At 54.3% G+C, this 17860-nt stretch carries 15 protein-coding genes and 2 tRNA genes; 10 read left to right on the top strand and 7 right to left on the bottom strand.

Translation table 11 applies throughout. From position 1 onward, the window contains the following. Nucleotides 1-11: 11 nt before the first annotated feature. Complete coding sequence (sbcB, locus tag MUU46_RS15500) at nt 12-1436, bottom strand: exodeoxyribonuclease I (protein WP_258965957.1); 1425 nt, start codon at nt 1434-1436, stop codon at nt 12-14. 188 nt (nt 1437-1624) lie between these two features. Here sbcB and dacD point away from each other — a divergent pair, with 188 nt between their 5' ends. The 5 genes from dacD (at nt 1625) to ldtA (ending at nt 6208) form a co-directional block, all read left to right on the top strand. Further along, nucleotides 1625-2791 (top strand): serine-type D-Ala-D-Ala carboxypeptidase DacD, encoded by a 1167-nt coding sequence (gene dacD / locus MUU46_RS15495; protein WP_185153719.1) that lies wholly within the window; start codon nt 1625-1627, stop codon nt 2789-2791. A gap of 139 nt (nt 2792-2930) precedes the next feature. Continuing rightward, the gene (gene sbmC, locus MUU46_RS15490; protein WP_258965956.1) at nt 2931-3404 is read left to right on the top strand and encodes a DNA gyrase inhibitor SbmC; all 474 of its coding nucleotides are present in this window, start codon (nt 2931-2933) and stop codon (nt 3402-3404) included. A 101-nt stretch (nt 3405-3505) separates the two neighbouring features. Next, entirely contained in the window at nt 3506-4564 is a 1059-nt protein-coding gene (locus MUU46_RS15485) for an FUSC family protein (protein ID WP_258965955.1), read from the top strand. A gap of 164 nt (nt 4565-4728) precedes the next feature. Next, complete coding sequence (locus MUU46_RS15480) at nt 4729-5064, top strand: DUF496 family protein (protein WP_159753269.1); 336 nt, start codon at nt 4729-4731, stop codon at nt 5062-5064. Nucleotides 5065-5272: 208 nt separating this feature from the next. Continuing rightward, nucleotides 5273-6208 carry a L,D-transpeptidase gene (gene ldtA / locus MUU46_RS15475; RefSeq protein ID WP_258965954.1) on the top strand — a complete coding sequence of 312 codons (936 nt, stop codon included), beginning with the start codon at nt 5273-5275 and terminating at the stop codon, nt 6206-6208. A 62-nt stretch (nt 6209-6270) separates the two neighbouring features. On the opposite strand, the gene MUU46_RS15470 is transcribed toward ldtA, so the two are convergent. After that, nucleotides 6271-6346: transfer RNA gene (locus tag MUU46_RS15470), tRNA-Asn, on the bottom strand. Between the two features lie 5 nt (nt 6347-6351). On the opposite strand from MUU46_RS15470, the gene MUU46_RS22980 reads away from it, so the two are divergent. Next, the gene (locus MUU46_RS22980) at nt 6352-6459 is read left to right on the top strand and encodes a DUF5951 family protein (RefSeq protein WP_374685010.1); all 108 of its coding nucleotides are present in this window, start codon (nt 6352-6354) and stop codon (nt 6457-6459) included. 79 nt (nt 6460-6538) lie between these two features. Then, on the top strand, nt 6539-7963 hold the full coding sequence (locus MUU46_RS15465; RefSeq protein ID WP_159753273.1) for an EmmdR/YeeO family multidrug/toxin efflux MATE transporter: 1425 nt from the start codon (nt 6539-6541) through the stop codon (nt 7961-7963). Between the two features lie 120 nt (nt 7964-8083). Here the strand turns inward: MUU46_RS15465 and MUU46_RS15460 are convergent, their stop codons facing one another. The 4 genes from MUU46_RS15460 to puuD form a co-directional block, all read right to left on the bottom strand. Continuing rightward, nucleotides 8084-9364 (bottom strand): NAD(P)/FAD-dependent oxidoreductase, encoded by a 1281-nt coding sequence (locus MUU46_RS15460; protein WP_159753275.1) that lies wholly within the window; start codon nt 9362-9364, stop codon nt 8084-8086. Further along, the gene (gene puuC / locus MUU46_RS15455) at nt 9357-10853 is read right to left on the bottom strand and encodes an aldehyde dehydrogenase PuuC (RefSeq protein ID WP_258965953.1); all 1497 of its coding nucleotides are present in this window, start codon (nt 10851-10853) and stop codon (nt 9357-9359) included. The genes MUU46_RS15460 and puuC overlap by 8 nt, the downstream gene beginning before the upstream one ends. A 150-nt stretch (nt 10854-11003) precedes the next feature. Further along, complete coding sequence (puuR, locus tag MUU46_RS15450) at nt 11004-11561, bottom strand: HTH-type transcriptional regulator PuuR (RefSeq protein WP_110509576.1); 558 nt, start codon at nt 11559-11561, stop codon at nt 11004-11006. A gap of 25 nt (nt 11562-11586) precedes the next feature. Further along, nucleotides 11587-12351, bottom strand: coding sequence for a gamma-glutamyl-gamma-aminobutyrate hydrolase (gene puuD / locus MUU46_RS15445; protein WP_159753279.1), 765 nt, complete (start codon nt 12349-12351; stop codon nt 11587-11589). A gap of 212 nt (nt 12352-12563) precedes the next feature. On the opposite strand from puuD, the gene MUU46_RS15440 reads away from it, so the two are divergent. From MUU46_RS15440 to MUU46_RS15430, 3 genes are all read left to right on the top strand, one after another. Beyond that, entirely contained in the window at nt 12564-13982 is a 1419-nt protein-coding gene (locus tag MUU46_RS15440) for a glutamine synthetase family protein (RefSeq protein ID WP_258965952.1), read from the top strand. 394 nt (nt 13983-14376) lie between these two features. Beyond that, nucleotides 14377-15765 carry an APC family permease gene (locus MUU46_RS15435; protein ID WP_258965951.1) on the top strand — a complete coding sequence of 463 codons (1389 nt, stop codon included), beginning with the start codon at nt 14377-14379 and terminating at the stop codon, nt 15763-15765. Between the two features lie 104 nt (nt 15766-15869). Then, nucleotides 15870-15945: transfer RNA gene (locus tag MUU46_RS15430), tRNA-Asn, on the top strand. 137 nt (nt 15946-16082) lie between these two features. Here the strand turns inward: MUU46_RS15430 and MUU46_RS15425 are convergent. Continuing rightward, entirely contained in the window at nt 16083-17849 is a 1767-nt protein-coding gene (locus MUU46_RS15425; RefSeq protein ID WP_258965950.1) for an aminopeptidase P family protein, read from the bottom strand. Nucleotides 17850-17860 lie beyond the last annotated feature (11 nt).

Below are 17860 nucleotides of genomic sequence, written 5' to 3'. Positions count from 1 at the left end.
GTCATTCTGACTTAAACAATCTCTTGTGCGTATTGATACAGTGTTTTCAGCAGGGCGAGTTTCTCGTCATTCCCTTCATACTGAACGTAAAGCTGCTGCAGTTCATCGGCATAAGCCTGAAGGAATTCCTGGGTAAAGACGTTACGACGGTGCTGCAACCAGCGCTGCTGCTCTGATTCATCCAGCGTGCCAGGGAAGTTACGCGCCCGATAGTTGAACAGCAGTTTTTCGATGCGCTTATCGGCAAATGTGAGATCCAGCGCGGGCAGATTACGCGGCTCGGTCTCCAGAAGAATTTTCATCGCTGCGCGGTCTGCATCACTAAAGAAACCGTTGTAGAGCTGGGTGTCGACGTTTTCCGAGGGTACAAAAGGCTCCGCTTCAGCAAATATCGCCACTACTTTATCGCGCACCTGCGGGTTATCGCGCAGCACCTTCAGATTATCCAGGCACTGCTGGCGGTTGATGCCTAGCCTGTCGGCATCTTCCGGGCGTAATGTATTGCCCTGCGCGAGAATAGGGCATTTATTCAGATGCACCAGTTTCACCGGAACCGCCGACAGTTCGCCGAGATCGGCTTTCGGCGTGTATAAGCGCTCACGCAGTTCATCGGCGTTCAGTTCGAGCAACGGAGACATATCGCCCGCCAGGTCGACCATAATCACCGCGTTACGGTTGTCCGGATGCCAGGCCAGCGGTGCCACCCAACTGGTGTTTCCGCGCCATGCCCCGAACATACCGGAAATATGCACCAGCGGTTTCATCTGCGGCACATCGATCAGCGTCGCCAGTTTATTCTTTCCGCGGAAGGTATACAGATAATCGAATAAGCGTGGCTGACGCGCTTTCACCAGTTTAGCCATCGCGATGGTGGCGTATACATCGGCCATCGCATCGTGGGCGTTACTGTGCTCGATTCCGTTGGCTTTGGTCAGATGTTCCAGGCGAAAGCTCGGCAAACCGTCTTCATTTTCTGGCCAGTTGATGCCTTCCGGACGCAGGGCGTAGCAGGCGCGCATCACATCGAGCAGATCCCAGCGCGAGTTATGGTTCTGCCAGCTCCAGGCGTAGGGGTCGAAGAAATTACGGTAGAAAATGTTACGCGTCACTTCATCATCGAAACGCACGTTGTTGTAGCCAACCACGCAGGTTTTCGGCACGGTAAACAGATCATGGATCCGTCTCGCAAACGCCGCTTCATTTTCGCCTTTGGCCAGCGCTTCCTGCGGCGTGATACCGGTAATCATTACTGCCTGAGGCTGCGGCAGATAATCATCAGCAGGCTTGCAGTAGAAGACTTCAGGTTCGCCAATGATATTGAAATCAGCGTCGGTTCGAATGGCCGCGAACTGAGCGGGGCGGTCCAGCTGCGGGTGGGTGCCGAAGGTTTCGTAGTCGTGAATCAGGAATCCGGCTTGCGGTTGCGTTTCTTGCATGGGCTGTCTGTGATCCGTAGGCGCGTTAGCCGGTAATGGTAAACGATTTGCCCGATCATCAGAAGCTCGGCGGGGCGATCCCTCGGCGTCGCTCCCAGTAAATGTCATACTTTCTTGCAATTTAACGCTGTCAGCAAAGCGTAACTACCGTAAAAAGAACGGGAATACGAAAAGTTGAGGATATGCTGTTGAAAGGCCGTTTTTTTATTGCTGTTTCTTTGCTCGCTTCGAGCATTTCTTGCGCAGTTGCTGCAGATTATATTCCCGCACCGGTACAACCTCCTGCGATCCAGGCCGCATCCTGGGTGCTGATGGATTACACCACCGGCCAGGTACTCACCGCTGGTAACGAACACCAGCAGCGCAACCCAGCCAGTCTCACGAAGCTGATGACCGGCTACGTGGTTGACCGCGCGATCGACAGTCATCGCATTACCGGAGATGACATGGTCACCGTGGGTCGCGATGCTTGGGCAAAGGGCAATCCTGTTTTTGACGGATCCTCTCTAATGTTCCTCAAGGCGGGCGATCGTCTGAGCGTGCATGACTTAAGCCGCGGACTGATTGTCGATTCCGGGAACGACGCTTGTGTAGCATTGGCTGACTACGTCGCAGGTGGCCAGCCACAGTTCGTCAAAATGATGAATGATTACGTGAGCAAACTGGGCCTGAAAGATACCCATTTCGAAACCGTGCACGGTCTTGATGCGCCAGGACAGCACAGTTCGGCGTTCGACCTCGCGGTATTATCCCGGGCGATTATTCATGGTGAGCCTGACTTCTATCATATGTATAGCGAGAAGAGCCTGACCTGGAACGGCATCACCCAAAACAACCGTAACGGCTTGCTGTGGGATAAAAACCTGAACGTTGATGGACTGAAAACGGGCCACACGGCTACCGCCGGGTTTAACATCATTGCGTCTGCGGTGGATGGCAAGCGCCGTCTGATTGCGGTGGTAATGGGCGCTGAGAGCTCGAAAGGGCGTGAAGACCAGGCGCGTAAGCTGCTGCACTGGGGCCAGCAGAATTTCGATACCGTTCAGATCCTGCATACCGGCAAAAAAGTCGGCACTGAACGCATCTGGTACGGCGATAAAGAACACATCGACCTGGGCACCGATCAGGACTTCTGGCTGGCCTTACCTAAAGCCGAAGTGCCGAAAATCAAAGCCAAATACGTGATGGACAAAAAAGAGCTGGATGCGCCAGTCGCGGCCCATCAGCGCGTCGGTGAAATTGAACTCTACGACGGCGATAAGATTGTTGCTCACTGGCCACTGGTGACGCTGGAAAGCGTGGGCAAAGGAGGCATGTTCTCGCGCTTGAGCGACTGGATGCACCATAAATCCTGAGCCAATCCCGTTTGACCAAACGCCCTCTTCGGAGGGCGTTTTACTTCCCCTATTTGTGAAACATCGCACATACTCCTTCAGGTCTGTTTGCTAGATTTTAACTGTATATTTGTCCAGCAGCTATGTTAGCGGAGGCAATATGGATTACAGCATTACTCAGGAAAATCGTCGCGTCATCGCCGGTTTTCATATGGTTGGCCCATGGGAACAGACCATCAAACAGGGCTTTGAGCAGTTGGCGATGTGGGTGAACGGGCACAAAATCCACGCCAAAGAGTGGGTGGCGGTTTACTACGATAACCCAGATGAGGTGTCGGCGGAAAAGCTGCGGGCTGACACCGTGGTCACCGTGGAAGACGGATTCACGATACCGGCCAATAGTGAAGGGGTGATTGTCACCGAAATCGCGGCAGGAATGTACGCCAAAGCCGCTACACGCGTGGTCAATCATGATTTCTCCACCCCGTGGTATCAGTTCTTCAACAGTGTGCTGGAGGACAAAGACTACGAGTTAGAAGCAAAACCCTGCTTCGAGCTTTATCTCAATGACGGTAATCAGGAAGGTCACTGGGATATCGAAATGTATGTACCTGTTAAAAAACGCGCTATTTAAAGTAAACAAGCCTGCTTTTTAAAAGGTTATTTACGCTTCCGTGATGCCAGGGGCAGAAAAACAGATACAATTGTGTTTTCTGCCCTAGCCGGAGTGCGGGTGTGCGCGCTGATAAATCACTGAGTCCTTTTGAAATTCGTTTATACCGCAACTACCGTGTTGTTCACGGGGTGCGTATCGCTCTCGCGTTTGTACTGACGTTTCTGTTGGTGCGTCTTTTTCACGTGCCTGAGGGGACCTGGCCGCTCATTACGCTAGTCGTTATTATGGGGCCCATCTCTTTCTGGGGAAACGTGGTCCCGCGTGCGTTTGAGCGTATCGGCGGCACAGTTTTCGGCTCCGTACTGGGGCTGGTGGCACTGAAGCTGGAGCTGATGTCGCTGCCGTTGATGCTACTCTGGTGCGCGGCGGCGATGTTCCTCTGCGGCTGGCTAGCTCTGGGCAATAAACCGTATCAGGCGCTGCTGATTGGCATCACGCTGGCAGTGGTTATCGGTGCGCCGTCAGGCGATATGCACATGGCGCTATGGCGAAGCGGGGATGTGATTATCGGTTCGCTGCTGGCGATGCTGTTTACCGGGATTTGGCCGCAGCGAGCGTTTCTCCACTGGCGTATCCAGATGGCAAACTACGTCACTGAATTTAACCGTCTTTATCAAACTGGGTTCTCGCCGAACTTACTCGAACGCCCGCGTCTTGAACGCCGACTGCAAAAAGTCCTGAACGACGTGGTAAAGATGCGTGGCCTGATAACACCCGCCAGTAAAGAGACCCACATTCAGAAATCGATTTTTGAAGGTATTCAGACGGTGAATCGTAATCTGGTCTGTATGCTTGAACTGCAAATCAATGCCTGGTGGGCCTCGCGCGACAGCCACTATCTGATGCTCAACGCCCACACCCTGCGAGACATGCAGCAGATGACCCAGCAGACATTGCTCACCATTGCGCATGCGCTTTATGAAGGCAATCCGCAACCGATTCTGGCTAACAACGAAAAGCTGAACGATATCGTCATCGAGTTGCGTCAGTTGGTGAATGACTATAAAGGCAAAGACCTGGCCGAAACGCCGATGCATGGATATGTCTGGTTAAGCATGGAACTGGCGCGACAGCTGGAACTACTGTCACACCTGATCTGTCGGGCGTTGCGCAAATAACGCCCACCCGGTCACGGTTTGCCGCGTGCTTGTTTCGATTCAGCTACGTTTAGGGTTATGATTGAGGCAGAGCAAAAACCATTGTCATTCGCGGCCGCTAGCAGTTATGTTTACCCGTAGCGGCTGTTTTACGAATCCGAATCTCAATTATCAGGGGTGTAAAAATGGAAACAACCAAACCTTCGTTTCAGGACGTTTTGGAGTTTGTTCGTCTGTTCCGTCGTAAAAACAAACTGCAGCGCGAAATTCAGGACGTTGAGAAAAAGGTCCGTGACAACCAGAAGCGTGTACTGCTGCTTGATAACCTCAGTGACTACATCAAACCAGGCATGAGCGTTGAAGCTATTCAGGGCATCATCGCCAGCATGAAAACCGACTACGAAGATCGCGTGGACGATTACATCATCAAAAATGCTGAGCTGTCTAAAGAGCGTCGCGAGATCTCTAAAAAGCTGAAAGTGATGGGCGAGCTGAAATCAGCTGAAAGCAAAACCGAGTAAGTTTGCACGTCGCAAAAGCCTGAATCTGAAAACCCCGCCGATGCGGGGTTTTTTTATGGCTGCAATAAACTGAGTCATTTGCTGGTGTCCGGCGATCGGGTGAAGGCCAACCCAACGCCACGCAGGGCGCTGGCGATGCCGGTTATTGCGCTCTCGATGTAGAGAGCTATATTTAGCCTATAGCCATCATGTCAATAATAGGGAAATTATGATTCGTACACTCTCGCTTGCCTTGGGGCTAGCCGCCGTTATTCATAGTGCCCAGGCGGTCACCTATCCACTTCCTCCCGAAGGGAGTCGGCTGATAGGTGCGCCCTTAATTGTTACCGTTCCGGAGGGGAATACCCAGCCGCTGGAATATTTTGCCGCACAGTATGGGCAGGGGTTCAGCAACATGCTGGAGGCCAATCCAGGCGTTGACCCGTTCCTGCCGAAAGTGGGGACTGCGTTGACCATTCCGCAGCAGCTGATCCTGCCGGACACGGTACGCGAGGGCATTGTAATTAACGTCGCCGAAATGCGACTTTATTATTATCCGGCAGGAAGCGGGACGGTGGAGGTTTTACCGATAGGAATTGGTCAGGCCGGGCGTGAAACACCGCGTAACTGGGTGACGAAAGTGGAGCGCAAGCAGGAAGCCCCGGGCTGGACACCGACGGCAAATACCCGGCGAGAGTATGCGAAAGAGGGGAAGACCTTGCCTGCGTTCGTACCGCCGGGCGAGGATAACCCGATGGGGTTGTACGCAATCTACATCGGTAAGCTGTACGCCATCCACGGCACTAACGCCAACTTTGGTATCGGCCTGCGCGTCAGTCAGGGATGTATCCGCTTGCGCAAAGACGACATTAAATACCTGTTTGATAACGTGCCGGAAGGAACGCGGGTACAGCTTATCGACAGGCCAGTAAAAACCACCGTCGAACCCGGCGGGCTGCGTTGGCTGGAGGTGCATGAGCCGCTGTCCCGTAACCGGACGGAGTTTGAATCAGACAAGAAAGTCCCACTGCCGATGACTCCGGCATTGAACGCCGCAACTCGGGGCGCTGAAGTGGATGCCAGCGTGGTCAGCGCTGCGTTAACGCGCCGTTCCGGGATGCCGGTTATGGTGAGTATGGGGGCCGCAAACACCGGGCAGCTGTAAATTCTCGGTGAGAAGATAAAGCAAAAAGCCCGCGTAGTTACCTAAGCGGGCTTTTCTAAATATGGCTCCTCTGACTGGACTCGAACCAGTGACATACGGATTAACAGTCCGCCGTTCTACCGACTGAACTACAGAGGAATCGGTTGGAGGCTTATCTTAGCGGCGAAAAAATTTTTGTCAAACCTCTATTCAAACCTTTCGTCACGACTGACGGTTCCGTCAACAATCTGTTGTATTTACCCACAATTTAAACGTAATTCAACGTTGCAGGTTTGGCATTTCTGCCTCATCATTTAAAACGAGGTTTCAACTTTCTCTCTAAGGCCCCCTTTGAACGTCTCTGCCACAGTACGCCAGGCCGTCACCCGCACCACCTGGTACAAAAATCGCAAAACCTATCGTGTTCTGTTCTGGCGTGAAATCACCCCCCTTGCTGTGCCTATCTTTCTGGAAAATACCTGCGTTCTGTTAATGGGCGTGTTGAGTACGTTCCTCGTGAGCTGGCTCGGAGCGGACGCAATGGCCGGGGTTGGGCTGGCAGACAGTTTTAACATGGTGATCATGGCGTTCTTTGCCGCTATCGATCTCGGGACAACGGTGGTCGTTGCCTTTAGTCTCGGTAAGCGTAACCGCAAGCAGGCAAGGGCAGCGGCCCGTCAGTCGTTGGTCATCATGACCCTGTTCGCGATTATTCTCGCCGTAGTCATTCATTTGTTTGGGCGGGAAATTATTGAAGTGGTGGCCGGCGCCGCGTCGCCGCACGTCAAAGAACTGGCGCTTACTTATCTTGAACTGACGGCGTTGAGCTATCCGGCAGCGGCAATTGCGCTGATCGGCAGCGGGGCGCTGCGCGGTGCGGGTAACACCAAAATTCCGCTGCTGATTAACGGCGGGATGAACATCCTTAACATTATTATCAGTAGCGTCCTGATTTACGGGGCGTTCTCCTGGCAGGGTATGGGGTTTGTCGGTGCCGGTCTGGGGCTGACGATTTCCCGCTATATCGGTGCGATTGGGATTGTCGCGGTGCTGGCGGTCGGCTTTAATCCGGCACTTCGTCTTCCGCTCAAAAGTTATATCAAGCCGCTTAACTTCGCCATTATCTGGGAAGTGATGGGGATTGGCATTCCGGCGAGTATTGAATCAGTGCTTTTTAACAGCGGCAAACTGCTGACGCAGATGTTTGTTGCCGGGATGGGCACCGACGTTATCGCCGGGAACTTTATCGCCTTTTCGGTGGCGTCATTGATAAACCTGCCGGGGAACGCGCTGGGCTCGGCGTCGACCATCATTACCGGCAAGCGACTCGGCAAAGGGCAAATTGGGCAGGCGGAAAAACAGCTGCGCCATGTGTTCTGGATGTCGACCATTGTGCTGACCGCCATTGCCTGGGGCACCGCACCGTTCGCCGGCTTGTTCGCTTCTTTCTATACCCACGAAGCGGATGTCAAAGAGGTGGTGAAAGAGTTGTTGTGGCTGAACGCCGCGTTTATGCCGATTTGGTCTGCATCGTGGGTGTTACCGGCCGGACTGAAGGGCGCGCGTGATGCGCGTTACGCCATGTGGGTATCGATGTTCAGCATGTGGGGCGCCCGCGTGGTTGCCGGTTACTTCCTCGGGATTGTACTGGGATGGGGCGTGGTCGGCGTGTGGCTCGGCATGTTCCTCGACTGGGCAGTGCGCGGCGTGGCGTTCTACTGGCGGATGATCAGCGGTCGCTGGTTGTGGAAATACCCTCGCGTGAGAAGCCAATAAAAAACGCACAGAAGGGATCTCTCTGTGCGTTGGGCTATTTCAATCAGTGCTCAACATAATTCGCGCTACAGGGGGGAGCGAATGCAGCTCACACCCCTGTAGCGTGAAGTATGAAGAGCATTACACCCCAAGGCGATCGCGAAGACTGTAATACGCCGCACCCATCGCGGTGAACGGAATGCGCAGCGTACGGCCACCCGGGAACGGGTAGTGCGGCAGTTTGGCAAACGCATCAAAGCGTTCTGCATCGCCACGCAGTAATTCTGAAATCAATCTTCCCGCCAGATGCGTACAGGTCACACCGTGACCGCTGTAGCCCTGCATGTAGTAAATGTTGTTATCCAGCCGCCCGAACTGCGGCATTCGTGACAGCGTGAGCAGGAAGTTGCCGGTCCAGCTGTAGTCAATCTTCACGCCTTTCAGCTGCGGGAATGTTTTCAGTAGGTTCGGCATTACCAGGCGCTCGATATCTGCCGGGTCACGCGCACCGTACACCACGCCGCCGCCATACAGCAGACGGTTATCGCCGGTCAGGCGGTAATAATCCAGCAGATAGTTACAGTCTTCCACGCAGTAATTGTTCGGAATCAGCGAACGTGCGACGTCTTCGCTCAGCGGTTCTGTGGTTAACACCTGGGTGCCGCACGGCATGCTACGCTTTGCCAGTTCCGGCTCCAGTTTGTCGCCCAGATAGGCGTTGCCCGCGACAATCACGTACTTCGCCGTCACCTGGCCTTTTGCAGTGCTGACCACAGGCGGGTTGCTGTGCTGAATATTCGTCACCGGTGATTGCTCATACACGCGGCCACCGTTCAGGCGAATGGCATTAGCTTCACCGATCGCCAGATTGAGCGGATGAATATGACCGCCGCTGTGGTCGAGCAGGGCACCGACGTAGCGATCGCTGTTTACTTCACGCTTCAGCTCGTTGGCGTCCAGCATTTCCAGCTGGGTGTTGCCGTAGCGTTCCCAGCTGGCTTTTTGTTCTTCCAGCGTTTCGAGCTGTTTATGATTCATCGCCACGAACAGGCCGCCCGGACGATAATCGCAATCAATCTGATAGCGCTTGATGCGCTCCCGGATAATCTTGCCGCCTTCAAACATCATGCTGCCGAGTATTTTGGCCGAACCGGGGCCGTAAGTGCGCTCGATAACGTCGATATCGCGGCTGTAAGAGTTGACCAGCTGACCGCCGTTGCGACCGCTGGCACCGAAACCGATGCGTGCCGATTCCAGTAGCACCACGTCGTAACCCATTTCGGCAAGATGCAGCGCGGAGGAAAGCCCGGTGTAACCTCCACCGACCACGCATACGTCACAGGTGACGGACTCGCTCAGAGTCGGAAACGGTTCATACTGATTGGCGCTTGCGGCGTAATAGCTGGTGGTATGTTCAGTCATGAAGAGGCTCCAGGGCAATCCAGATAGTTTTCAGTTCACTAAATTTTTCCAGGGCGTGCAGGGACTTATCGCGCCCGTTACCGCTCTGCTTATAACCACCGAACGGTACGGTCATGTCGCCATCGTTATAGTTGTTAACGAACACAGAACCGGCTTTCAGACGGCGGCTCATGCGGTGTGCGCGCGACAAATCATTGGTCCACACGGCAGCGCCGAGCCCGTATTCGCTGTCGTTGGCAAGTTCCAGCGCCTGCGCTTCGGTTTTAAAGCGGGTGACAACCAGCACCGGGCCGAAGATTTCATCGCGGCTGACGTGCGCCGTCGGAGCGGTATCGACAAAAATAGTCGGGCCGATAGCCGCCGGATGTTTGCCGTCACGGCCATCCAGTGCCAGTGTGCCCTGAGTTTCAGCGTCGCGAATAAAGCTGTGAACGGTGTCGGCATGGGCGCTATCAATCAACGTGCCCATGGTCGTATTTGGGTCGAGCGGATTACCCGGCATCCAGTTTTTGGCCTGCTCTTTCAGTAGCGCGATAAACTGGTCGGCAATGCTCTCTTCCAGCAGCAGACGCGTACCGGCGATACACACCTGACCCTGGTTGTAGAAGATACCTGCGGCGGTATTGGCGGCGGCTTTTTTAATATCGGGGCAATCGGCAAACACGATATTGGCGCTCTTGCCGCCAGCTTCCAGCCACACGCGTTTCATGTTGCTGTCGCCTGCGTCTTTCAGCAGCTGTTTGCCGGTGCGGGTCGATCCGGTGAAGGTGATGACATCCACGTCCGGATGTTGAGACAGCGCCTGGCCCGCTTCATGACCAAAGCCGCTGATGACGCTGAACACGCCATCCGGCAGACCGGCTTGTTTCGCCAGCTGCGCCAAACGAATGGCAGTTAACGGTGATTTTTCAGAAGGTTTGAGGATAATGCTGTTCCCTGACGCCAGCGCCGGGCCCAGTTTCCAGCAGGCCAGCAGAAGCGGGAAGTTCCACGGTACGACGGCGGCCACCACGCCGATTGGCTCACGCACAATCAACGCCAGTTCGTTTACACCAGTGGTGGCCACTTCGCCATACACTTTGTCGATAGCCTCTGCATACCAGCGGATAGCGCGCGCTGCGCCGGGAATATCATCACGCAGGCTATGGCGAATAGGCTTGCCGGTATCGAGCGTCTCCAGCAGCGCCAGCTCCTCGTGATGCTGTTCCATCAAATCTGCCAGCGTGTTCAGCACGGCTTTACGTTTTGCCGGGGAGGCCTGTGACCAGTCACCACGCTCGAAAACGTCGCGAGCGCCACGCACGGCCATATCAACATCGGCTTTTTTCCCGCGCGCCACTTGGGCAAGAGGGCGTTGTCCGGCGGGGTCAACAATTTCAAAGGTACTGTTATCTTGCGCCTGGCAGTATTCGCCGTTAATAAACAAACGGGTTTCTATTGAGGCATTTTTCGCTTTTTCCTGCCAGTAATTCAGATGCTGAAAGTCCATGGTGACTCCTTTGTATTCAATAAGATAATCGGTCTTTCTCTGCTGCTATCGGCAAAATCTGGCTGCAAAACGCCCCAGGAAATAAATCCTGTAAAAAGAGCGGCGTTTTAAATGGCCTGAAAAGCTCAGGCCGAATTTAGTGTATGAATATCAGAACGTGGTGGGGGTGTGGGCACTGATGATGCGGCATATGCCTGCTGAAGTGTTGCTGAAGCTGTGGGGTATGCCGGTGTTGATGGCATAACTTTGCCCTGCAACGAGGTGATAATCCTGGCCGTTGATGGTCAGAATCACGTCACCCTCCAGTATCGTGCCTATCTCCTCACCCTGGTGTTTGATCCTCTCCCCGGTTGTTGTGCCCGGTTGGTAAGTCTCAAAGATCATTGCCAGTGTACGGTTCGGATTTCCGTTGTGAACCAACTTCATTGAAACACCCTGACTGCCGATTTCAATCAAGTCATCCTGATTGATAACCACCTGCGGCTCATCAGGTTTTTCCGGGTCCGCGAAGAACTCGGAGAGCGACAGCCCATAAACTTTCAGCAGCTTTTGCAAGGTACTGATGGCAGGACTGACTTTGTCCTGTTCTATGGTGCTGATGGCACTATGCGTTAATCCAGACAGTTCGGCGGCACGACGTTGCGAAAGACCCAATTGTTGGCGGATCGCTGACAAACGTTTACCCGGCGCCAGGCCGTCATCGCTCATATTGGCATTTCCTTAACTGTAGGGGTCAGAGTCGCTGTTTTTCAGCGAGGTGGTTCTGACAAGCGGTGATAAAACCTTCAAGCAACAAACGCGACAGAGCGTATTCGCTGCTGTTCCATTCCGGGTGCCATTGCACACCGAGGGCGAACGGGTGATCGTGAATGCTGGCGGCTTCGACCAGGCCGTCCTGCGAGCGGGCTTCCACGCGCAGTAGCGGACCGAGCGTTTTCGCACCTTGACCGTGTAATGAGTTCACCCAAAACGTGTTGCAGCCCGGTATTAACCTCGAAAGCAATCCTCCCTCTTGAACCTGAACTTCATGTGATGGCGCGTACTGCTGCTCCACCGGGAGCTCCGAATCTTCACGGTGTTCCAGGAACTGAGGCTGATCGCACAGGCGACGATACAGAGTCCCGCCAGTGGCGACAACAAGTTCCTGTAAACCCCGGCAGATGGCGAAAATGGGGATGCGCCTTTCGAGCCCGGCGGTGATCAACGCCATGCTCAATTTATCACGCCCAGGATCGGCGTCAGGCTCATCGCCGTTTTCACCATAGAGGTGCGGCTGCACATTGCTGGGGCTGCCGGGTAAGAAGATTCCATCAAGTTTTGGCAGAAGGGCATTCAGCAGTTCCGGTTCCGCCAGTGCATGCGGCAGGGCAATCGGCAAACCGCCGGCATGTAATACAGCATTCAGGTACTTTTCTTGCAAGGTCTGGGTCTCATGACCCTTAAGCCTGTTCCTGCACATCACGACCCCGATAACTGGCTTGTCAAATATATTGCCCATGATCACCCTCACATTCTGGACTAAATTATTGCCAAAACTATTCCATATGGCCTGTTCCGTTCAATATTTTCTCAATCTAGCAGTGCGATAACCTCTTTGCAAACTCAATTTAACATTTGACAAACATTTTAGTAGGCGCCATTGTCGATAAGTGGACATTATATTTAACGGTCGAAATCAGTGACCGGCATCCAAAGCAACGGCGGTGAATCATGGAAACTAATATCGTAGAAGTTGAGAATTTTGTTCAGCATTCCGAAGAAAGACGAAGTAGCGCGTTTGCACGCGAAGTGAAGACCTTCCTCGAGCGTTACCCCAATACCCAATATGTTGATGTCCTGCTGACCGACCTGAACGGTTGCTTCCGTGGCAAACGTATCCCGATCTCCAGCCTGAGTAAGATTGAGAAAGGTTGCTACTTCCCGGCGTCGGTGTTTGCGATGGATATCCTCGGCAACGTAGTAGAAGAAGCGGGCCTTGGACAAGAGCTGGGTGAACCGGATCGCAGTTGTGTACCGGTACTGGGCACATTAACCCCGTCAGCGGCTGACCCAGAATTTATCGGCCAAATGATGCTGAGCATGCTGGATGAAGATGGCGCTCCCTTTGACGTTGAGCCGCGGAACGTGCTGAATCGACTCTGGCAGCAGCTGCGCCAGCGCGGTCTGTTCCCCGTGGTAGCGGTAGAGCTGGAGTTCTATTTACTTGACCGTCAGCGCGATAACGAAGGTTTCCTGCAGCCGCCATGCGCGCCGGGCACCGATGACCGCAATACCCAAAGCCAGGTTTACTCCGTTGATAACCTCAATCATTTTGCGGACGTGCTGACTGATATCGACGATTTAGCGCGTTTGCAGCTGATCCCTGCGGATGGTGCGGTAGCTGAAGCGTCACCGGGCCAATTCGAAATCAACCTTCACCACACCGATAACGTGCTTGATGCCTGCGACGATGCGCTGGCGCTGAAACGTCTGGTGCGCACGGTGGCCGAAAAACACAAAATGCACGCCACCTTTATGGCGAAGCCGTATGAAGAATATGCCGGAAGCGGGATGCACATTCATATCAGCATGCTGAACAGTAAAGGCGAAAATGTGCTGGCTGACGCCGATGGCGAAGATTCGAGCATCCTCAAGCGTTCGCTTGCGGGAATGATAGATCTGATGCCTGCATCTATGGCACTGTTAGCGCCGAACGTTAATTCCTACCGTCGTTTCCAGCCGGGTATGTACGTGCCAACGCAGGCTTCCTGGGGGCACAACAACCGTACCGTTGCGCTGCGCATCCCGTGTGGCGATCGTGACAATCATCGTGTCGAATACCGCGTAGCGGGTGCTGATGCCAACCCTTATCTGGTGATGGCGTCAATCCTCGCGGGTATTTTGCACGGACTGAACAACGATCTACCGCTTCAGGAAGAAGTCGAAGGCAATGGTCTGGAGCAGGAAGGTCTGCCGTTCCCGATTCGCCAGAGCGATGCGCTGTGGGAATTCATGCAAAACGACAGCCTGCGTGAACTGATGGGTGAGCGCTTCAGCCATGTGTTCCACGCCTGTAAGAACGACGAGTTGATTCAGTTTGAGCGTCTGATCACAGAAACTGAAATTGAGTGGATGCTGAAAAACGCCTGACGATGCGTCTCCTGGCCTGTAGGCCCGGGAGCGTAGCGCCACCGGGCGTAATACCAGGCAGCAAAATAATAAGCAGCATCATACGGTCTGAGCGGAGCCAGACCGGACGTTTCGCAGGGCAACCTGCCATTTCCCGGTGTCGCGTAAAGGAGCGCAGGCGGCAACGGGTCTTCAGTTAAACGACAAATTGTATGACGAGGAAATGAGATGATGCAGATGTTTAAATACCCGCACGGCGAAGGTGAACGCCGTTGCCGCATTGACTACGACGGACCGGCTTCCGGTACTTGCCCGACGTTTTCTCCTTTATTGACACGACTCACCTCCAGGCTAAGCAGGTTTGCAACAACGACGATATTATCGCAAACCTGGACGCGCATGGGGGGGCTTCGACATGGCGACTAATTCCTCTGTCGAACTCAAGTCGCAGACGGGTAAACCGCAGCTGCGCAAATCTTTAAAACTCTGGCAGGTGGTGGTGATGGGTCTGGCCTATCTCACCCCGATGTCGGTGTTTGATACTTTCGGTATTGTTTCCGGTATCAGCAACGGACACGTACCAGCGTCGTATTTGTTGGCGCTGGCGGGCGTGTTGTTCACCGCGATCAGCTACGGCAAACTGGTTCGCCAGTTCCCGCAGGCGGGATCCGCTTATACCTACGCGCAGAAGTCCATTAGCCCGCACGTCGGGTTTATGGTCGGCTGGTCATCGCTGCTGGATTATCTGTTCCTGCCGATGATTAACGTCCTGTTGGCGAAAATCTATCTCTCCGCGTTGTTCCCTGACGTAGCACCGTGGATTTGGGTCGTCGGCTTTGTGGTCATCCTCACCGCCGCAAACCTGAAAAGTGTCAATCTGGTGGCGAACTTCAATACCTTGTTTGTGCTGGTGCAGATTTGCATCATGGTGGTGTTCATCATCCTGGTGGTGCAAGGGCTGCATAAAGGAGAGGGCGTCGGCACGGTCTGGTCGCTGCAACCGTTTGTCAGCCAGAACGCGCACCTGATCCCGATTATTACGGGGGCGACGATAGTCTGCTTCTCATTCCTCGGTTTTGATGCAGTGACCACGCTGTCTGAAGAAACCCCGGATGCGGCGAAAACAATCCCGAAAGCGATTTTCCTGACGGCGGTGTACGGCGGGATCATCTTTATTGTGGCGTCGTTCTTCATGCAGCTGTTCTTCCCGGATATCAGCCGCTTCAAGAACCCGGATGCCGCGTTGCCGGAAATTGCGCTGTACGTTGGCGGCAAGCTGTTCCAGTCGATTTTCCTCTGCACCACGTTTGTGAACACGCTGGCGTCTGGTTTGGCATCTCATGCGAGCGTGTCGCGCCTGCTGTACGTTATGGGCCGTGATAACGTGTTCCCGGAAAAATACTTCGGTTACGTACATCCGAAATGGCGTACCCCGGCGCTGAACGTGCTGATGGTGGGCGTGGTTTCGCTGTCGGCGCTGTTCTTCGACCTGGTGACCGCAACGGCGTTGATTAACTTCGGTGCGCTGGTGGCGTTTACCTTCGTGAATCTGTCGGTGTTCAACCACTTCTGGCGTCGTGAAGGCCGTAACAAAACCTGGAAAGATAAGGTGAATTACCTGATCATGCCACTGATTGGTGCTGCAACCGTAGCCGTGCTGTGGATCAATCTGGAAGCGACGTCCTTAACGCTGGGACTGGTGTGGGCCGGAGTCGGTTTACTGTATCTGGCGTACCTGACCGGACGCTTCCGCAAGCCGCCACCGCAGTTCGATGCAGCAAAAGCGGAGCGGGCTTGGGAGTGATTTTTACCCAGTCTGTGGAAGAAATCGGCAAACGATTAAAATTGTGAAAAACAGCCTTTGACAAGGCGCGGGCGCATCGATAATATGCGCCCCGTTCACACGATTCCTCTGTAGTTCAGTCGGTAGAACGGCGGACTGTTAATCCGTATGTCACTGGTTCGAGTCCAGTCAGAGGAGCCATATTTAGAAAAGCCCGCTCAGGAAACTGAGCGGGCTTTTTGCTTTTTCGCGTTTACCCTTTTCAGGCCGACAAATTCAAAATGCTGCACTGAACCGTAAGCCCGGCAAGCTTGCGCCGCCGGTCACTTGCGATTGTCTTAACTTACCTGCACCCGAACGGGAGCCGTTGCGGCGAACAGCCACGGACGGGCATCGCTGTCGACGCGTGGAGAAAGCACTTCACGCACCTGCTGATGGTAATCGTCCAGCCACTGTTTTTCCTGCTCGGTGAGCAGATTGAGCTCGACCTGGCTCAGATCGATGGGGATCATCGTCAATGAGGCGAAACGACAGAAGCCAGTCTGCGCATCGACGACTTCAACCTGATTTTCAATGCGGATCCCGTACTGCCCTTCCAGATAATAGCCCGGCTCGATAGTGATGATATTCCCTGCCGCCAGCGGCCACGGATTGACTTTTTTCGCAATTCGGTGCGGGGCTTCGTGGATAAGCAACTGATGCCCAACGCCGTGCCCGGTGCCGTGATCAAAGTCTATGCCAAGCTCCCACAGTGGCCGACGCGCGAACGCATCCAGCTGGTGGCCGCAGCTACCAGACGGGAATTGTAGGGTAATGAGCGACAAAAAGCCTTTCAGTACCACGGTGTAATGCCGCTTTCGCTGAGGATCAAGCGGGCCAAATGCCAGCGTGCGCGTCGCGTCGGTGGTGCCGTTGTGATACTGCCCGCCTGAATCGTTCAGATAGAAACTGTCGGCCGTGATTGCGCCGTTTGTGGCTTCGCTGGAGTGGTAATGGCACATCGCGGCGTTTGCGCCCGCGGCAGAAATCGTGTCAAAACTCAGCTCGATAAAGTTTTCCTGTTGCTCGCGAAAAGTGAGCTGTTTGGCCTGCGCTTCCAGCTCGGTTAACGGCTTGCCCGACGCGAGACGCGCCGGAACTTCGTGCGCCAGCCAGGCAATGAAATTTACCCATGCCGCGCCATCTTTATGGTGGCTGTCACGATAGCCTTCCAGCTCGACGGCGTTCTTCGTCGCTTTGATAAACGTTATTGGGTCCGCGGCCCATTTCACTTCGCCACCGTGTTGTTCTACGGCAAAACGCAGCGCAACCGGCGCACTGTCGGCATCCAGCTGAATGTGCTTCCCGTCAGCAATTTGCTGGCAGCGCGACACCAGTTGGTCCATTGGCGAAAGCGTCAGTCCGCAGAGCAGAGTCTGTGGTAAACCGGACGTTTTTCCGGCATCGACGAACCATTCCACATCGCGGTCACGGCTTAATAAAAGGAAGGACAGTGGAACCGGGCTGGTGGCGATATCCGTCCCACGAACGTTGAGTAGCCAGGCGATATTGTCCGGCTGGGTCACGGCGAGATAATCCGCGCCGTGAGTATCCAGAATCGCAGCGATACGTGCGCGTTTATCGTCACTGCTTTCTCCCGCTACGCTGAGCGGCATTTCGCGGATGGCGCCATTTGGCGCAGCAGGGCGCTCATGCCAGATGGTAGCGAACGGATCGTCGGCCATCGGCACGAGTTTGCACCCGGTGGCGCTCAGGGCTTCAAACTGACTGTTCACCATCAGCATGGGATCAAACCCTATGCGACTTCCGGGGGGCAGATGCGTCTCTAGCGGCTCATTATGCAGATGATGGATTTCCCAGGCTTGCAAATCGACTTCACTGCGGACCTGGACCTGATATCGGCCATCCACCAGAATCAGCGCGCGGTCCTGAAGTACCAGAGCCACGCCCGCAGAGCCGGTAAATCCTGTCAGCCACGCCAATTTATTATCATTCGGCGCTGCGTATTCGCTCTGCCACGCATCAGCACGTGGCACAATCATGCCATCCAGCGCTTGCGCGTGAAGATAGGCGCGCAAGGCAGAAAGAGGTGATGTCGGTTGCATTGTCATTATCC

It is taken from the genome of Scandinavium tedordense (assembly GCF_024764965.1).
GTDB lineage: Bacteria > Pseudomonadota > Gammaproteobacteria > Enterobacterales > Enterobacteriaceae > Scandinavium > Scandinavium tedordense.
The sequence above is the reverse complement of the archived record's forward strand: the minus strand, read 5'-3'. Positions and strand labels throughout refer to the sequence as shown.

Bases quoted from the DNA above. Each gene is read 5' to 3' on its own strand.
- sbcB (WP_258965957.1), bottom strand. From the start codon at position 1,436: ATGCAAGAAACGCAACCGCAAGCCGGATTCCTGATTCACGACTACGAA.
- puuR (WP_110509576.1), bottom strand. From the start codon at position 11,561: ATGAGCGATGACGGCCTGGCGCCGGGTAAACGTTTGTCAGCGATCCGC.
- ldtA (WP_258965954.1), top strand. From the start codon at position 5,273: ATGATTCGTACACTCTCGCTTGCCTTGGGGCTAGCCGCCGTTATTCAT.
- puuD (WP_159753279.1), bottom strand. From the start codon at position 12,351: ATGGGCAATATATTTGACAAGCCAGTTATCGGGGTCGTGATGTGCAGG.
- MUU46_RS15425 (WP_258965950.1), bottom strand. From the start codon at position 17,849: ATGCAACCGACATCACCTCTTTCTGCCTTGCGCGCCTATCTTCACGCG.
- sbmC (WP_258965956.1), top strand. From the start codon at position 2,931: ATGGATTACAGCATTACTCAGGAAAATCGTCGCGTCATCGCCGGTTTT.
- MUU46_RS15435 (WP_258965951.1), top strand. From the start codon at position 14,377: ATGGCGACTAATTCCTCTGTCGAACTCAAGTCGCAGACGGGTAAACCG.
- MUU46_RS15460 (WP_159753275.1), bottom strand. From the start codon at position 9,364: ATGACTGAACATACCACCAGCTATTACGCCGCAAGCGCCAATCAGTAT.
- puuC (WP_258965953.1), bottom strand. From the start codon at position 10,853: ATGGACTTTCAGCATCTGAATTACTGGCAGGAAAAAGCGAAAAATGCC.
- MUU46_RS15480 (WP_159753269.1), top strand. From the start codon at position 4,729: ATGGAAACAACCAAACCTTCGTTTCAGGACGTTTTGGAGTTTGTTCGT.
- MUU46_RS15440 (WP_258965952.1), top strand. From the start codon at position 12,564: ATGGAAACTAATATCGTAGAAGTTGAGAATTTTGTTCAGCATTCCGAA.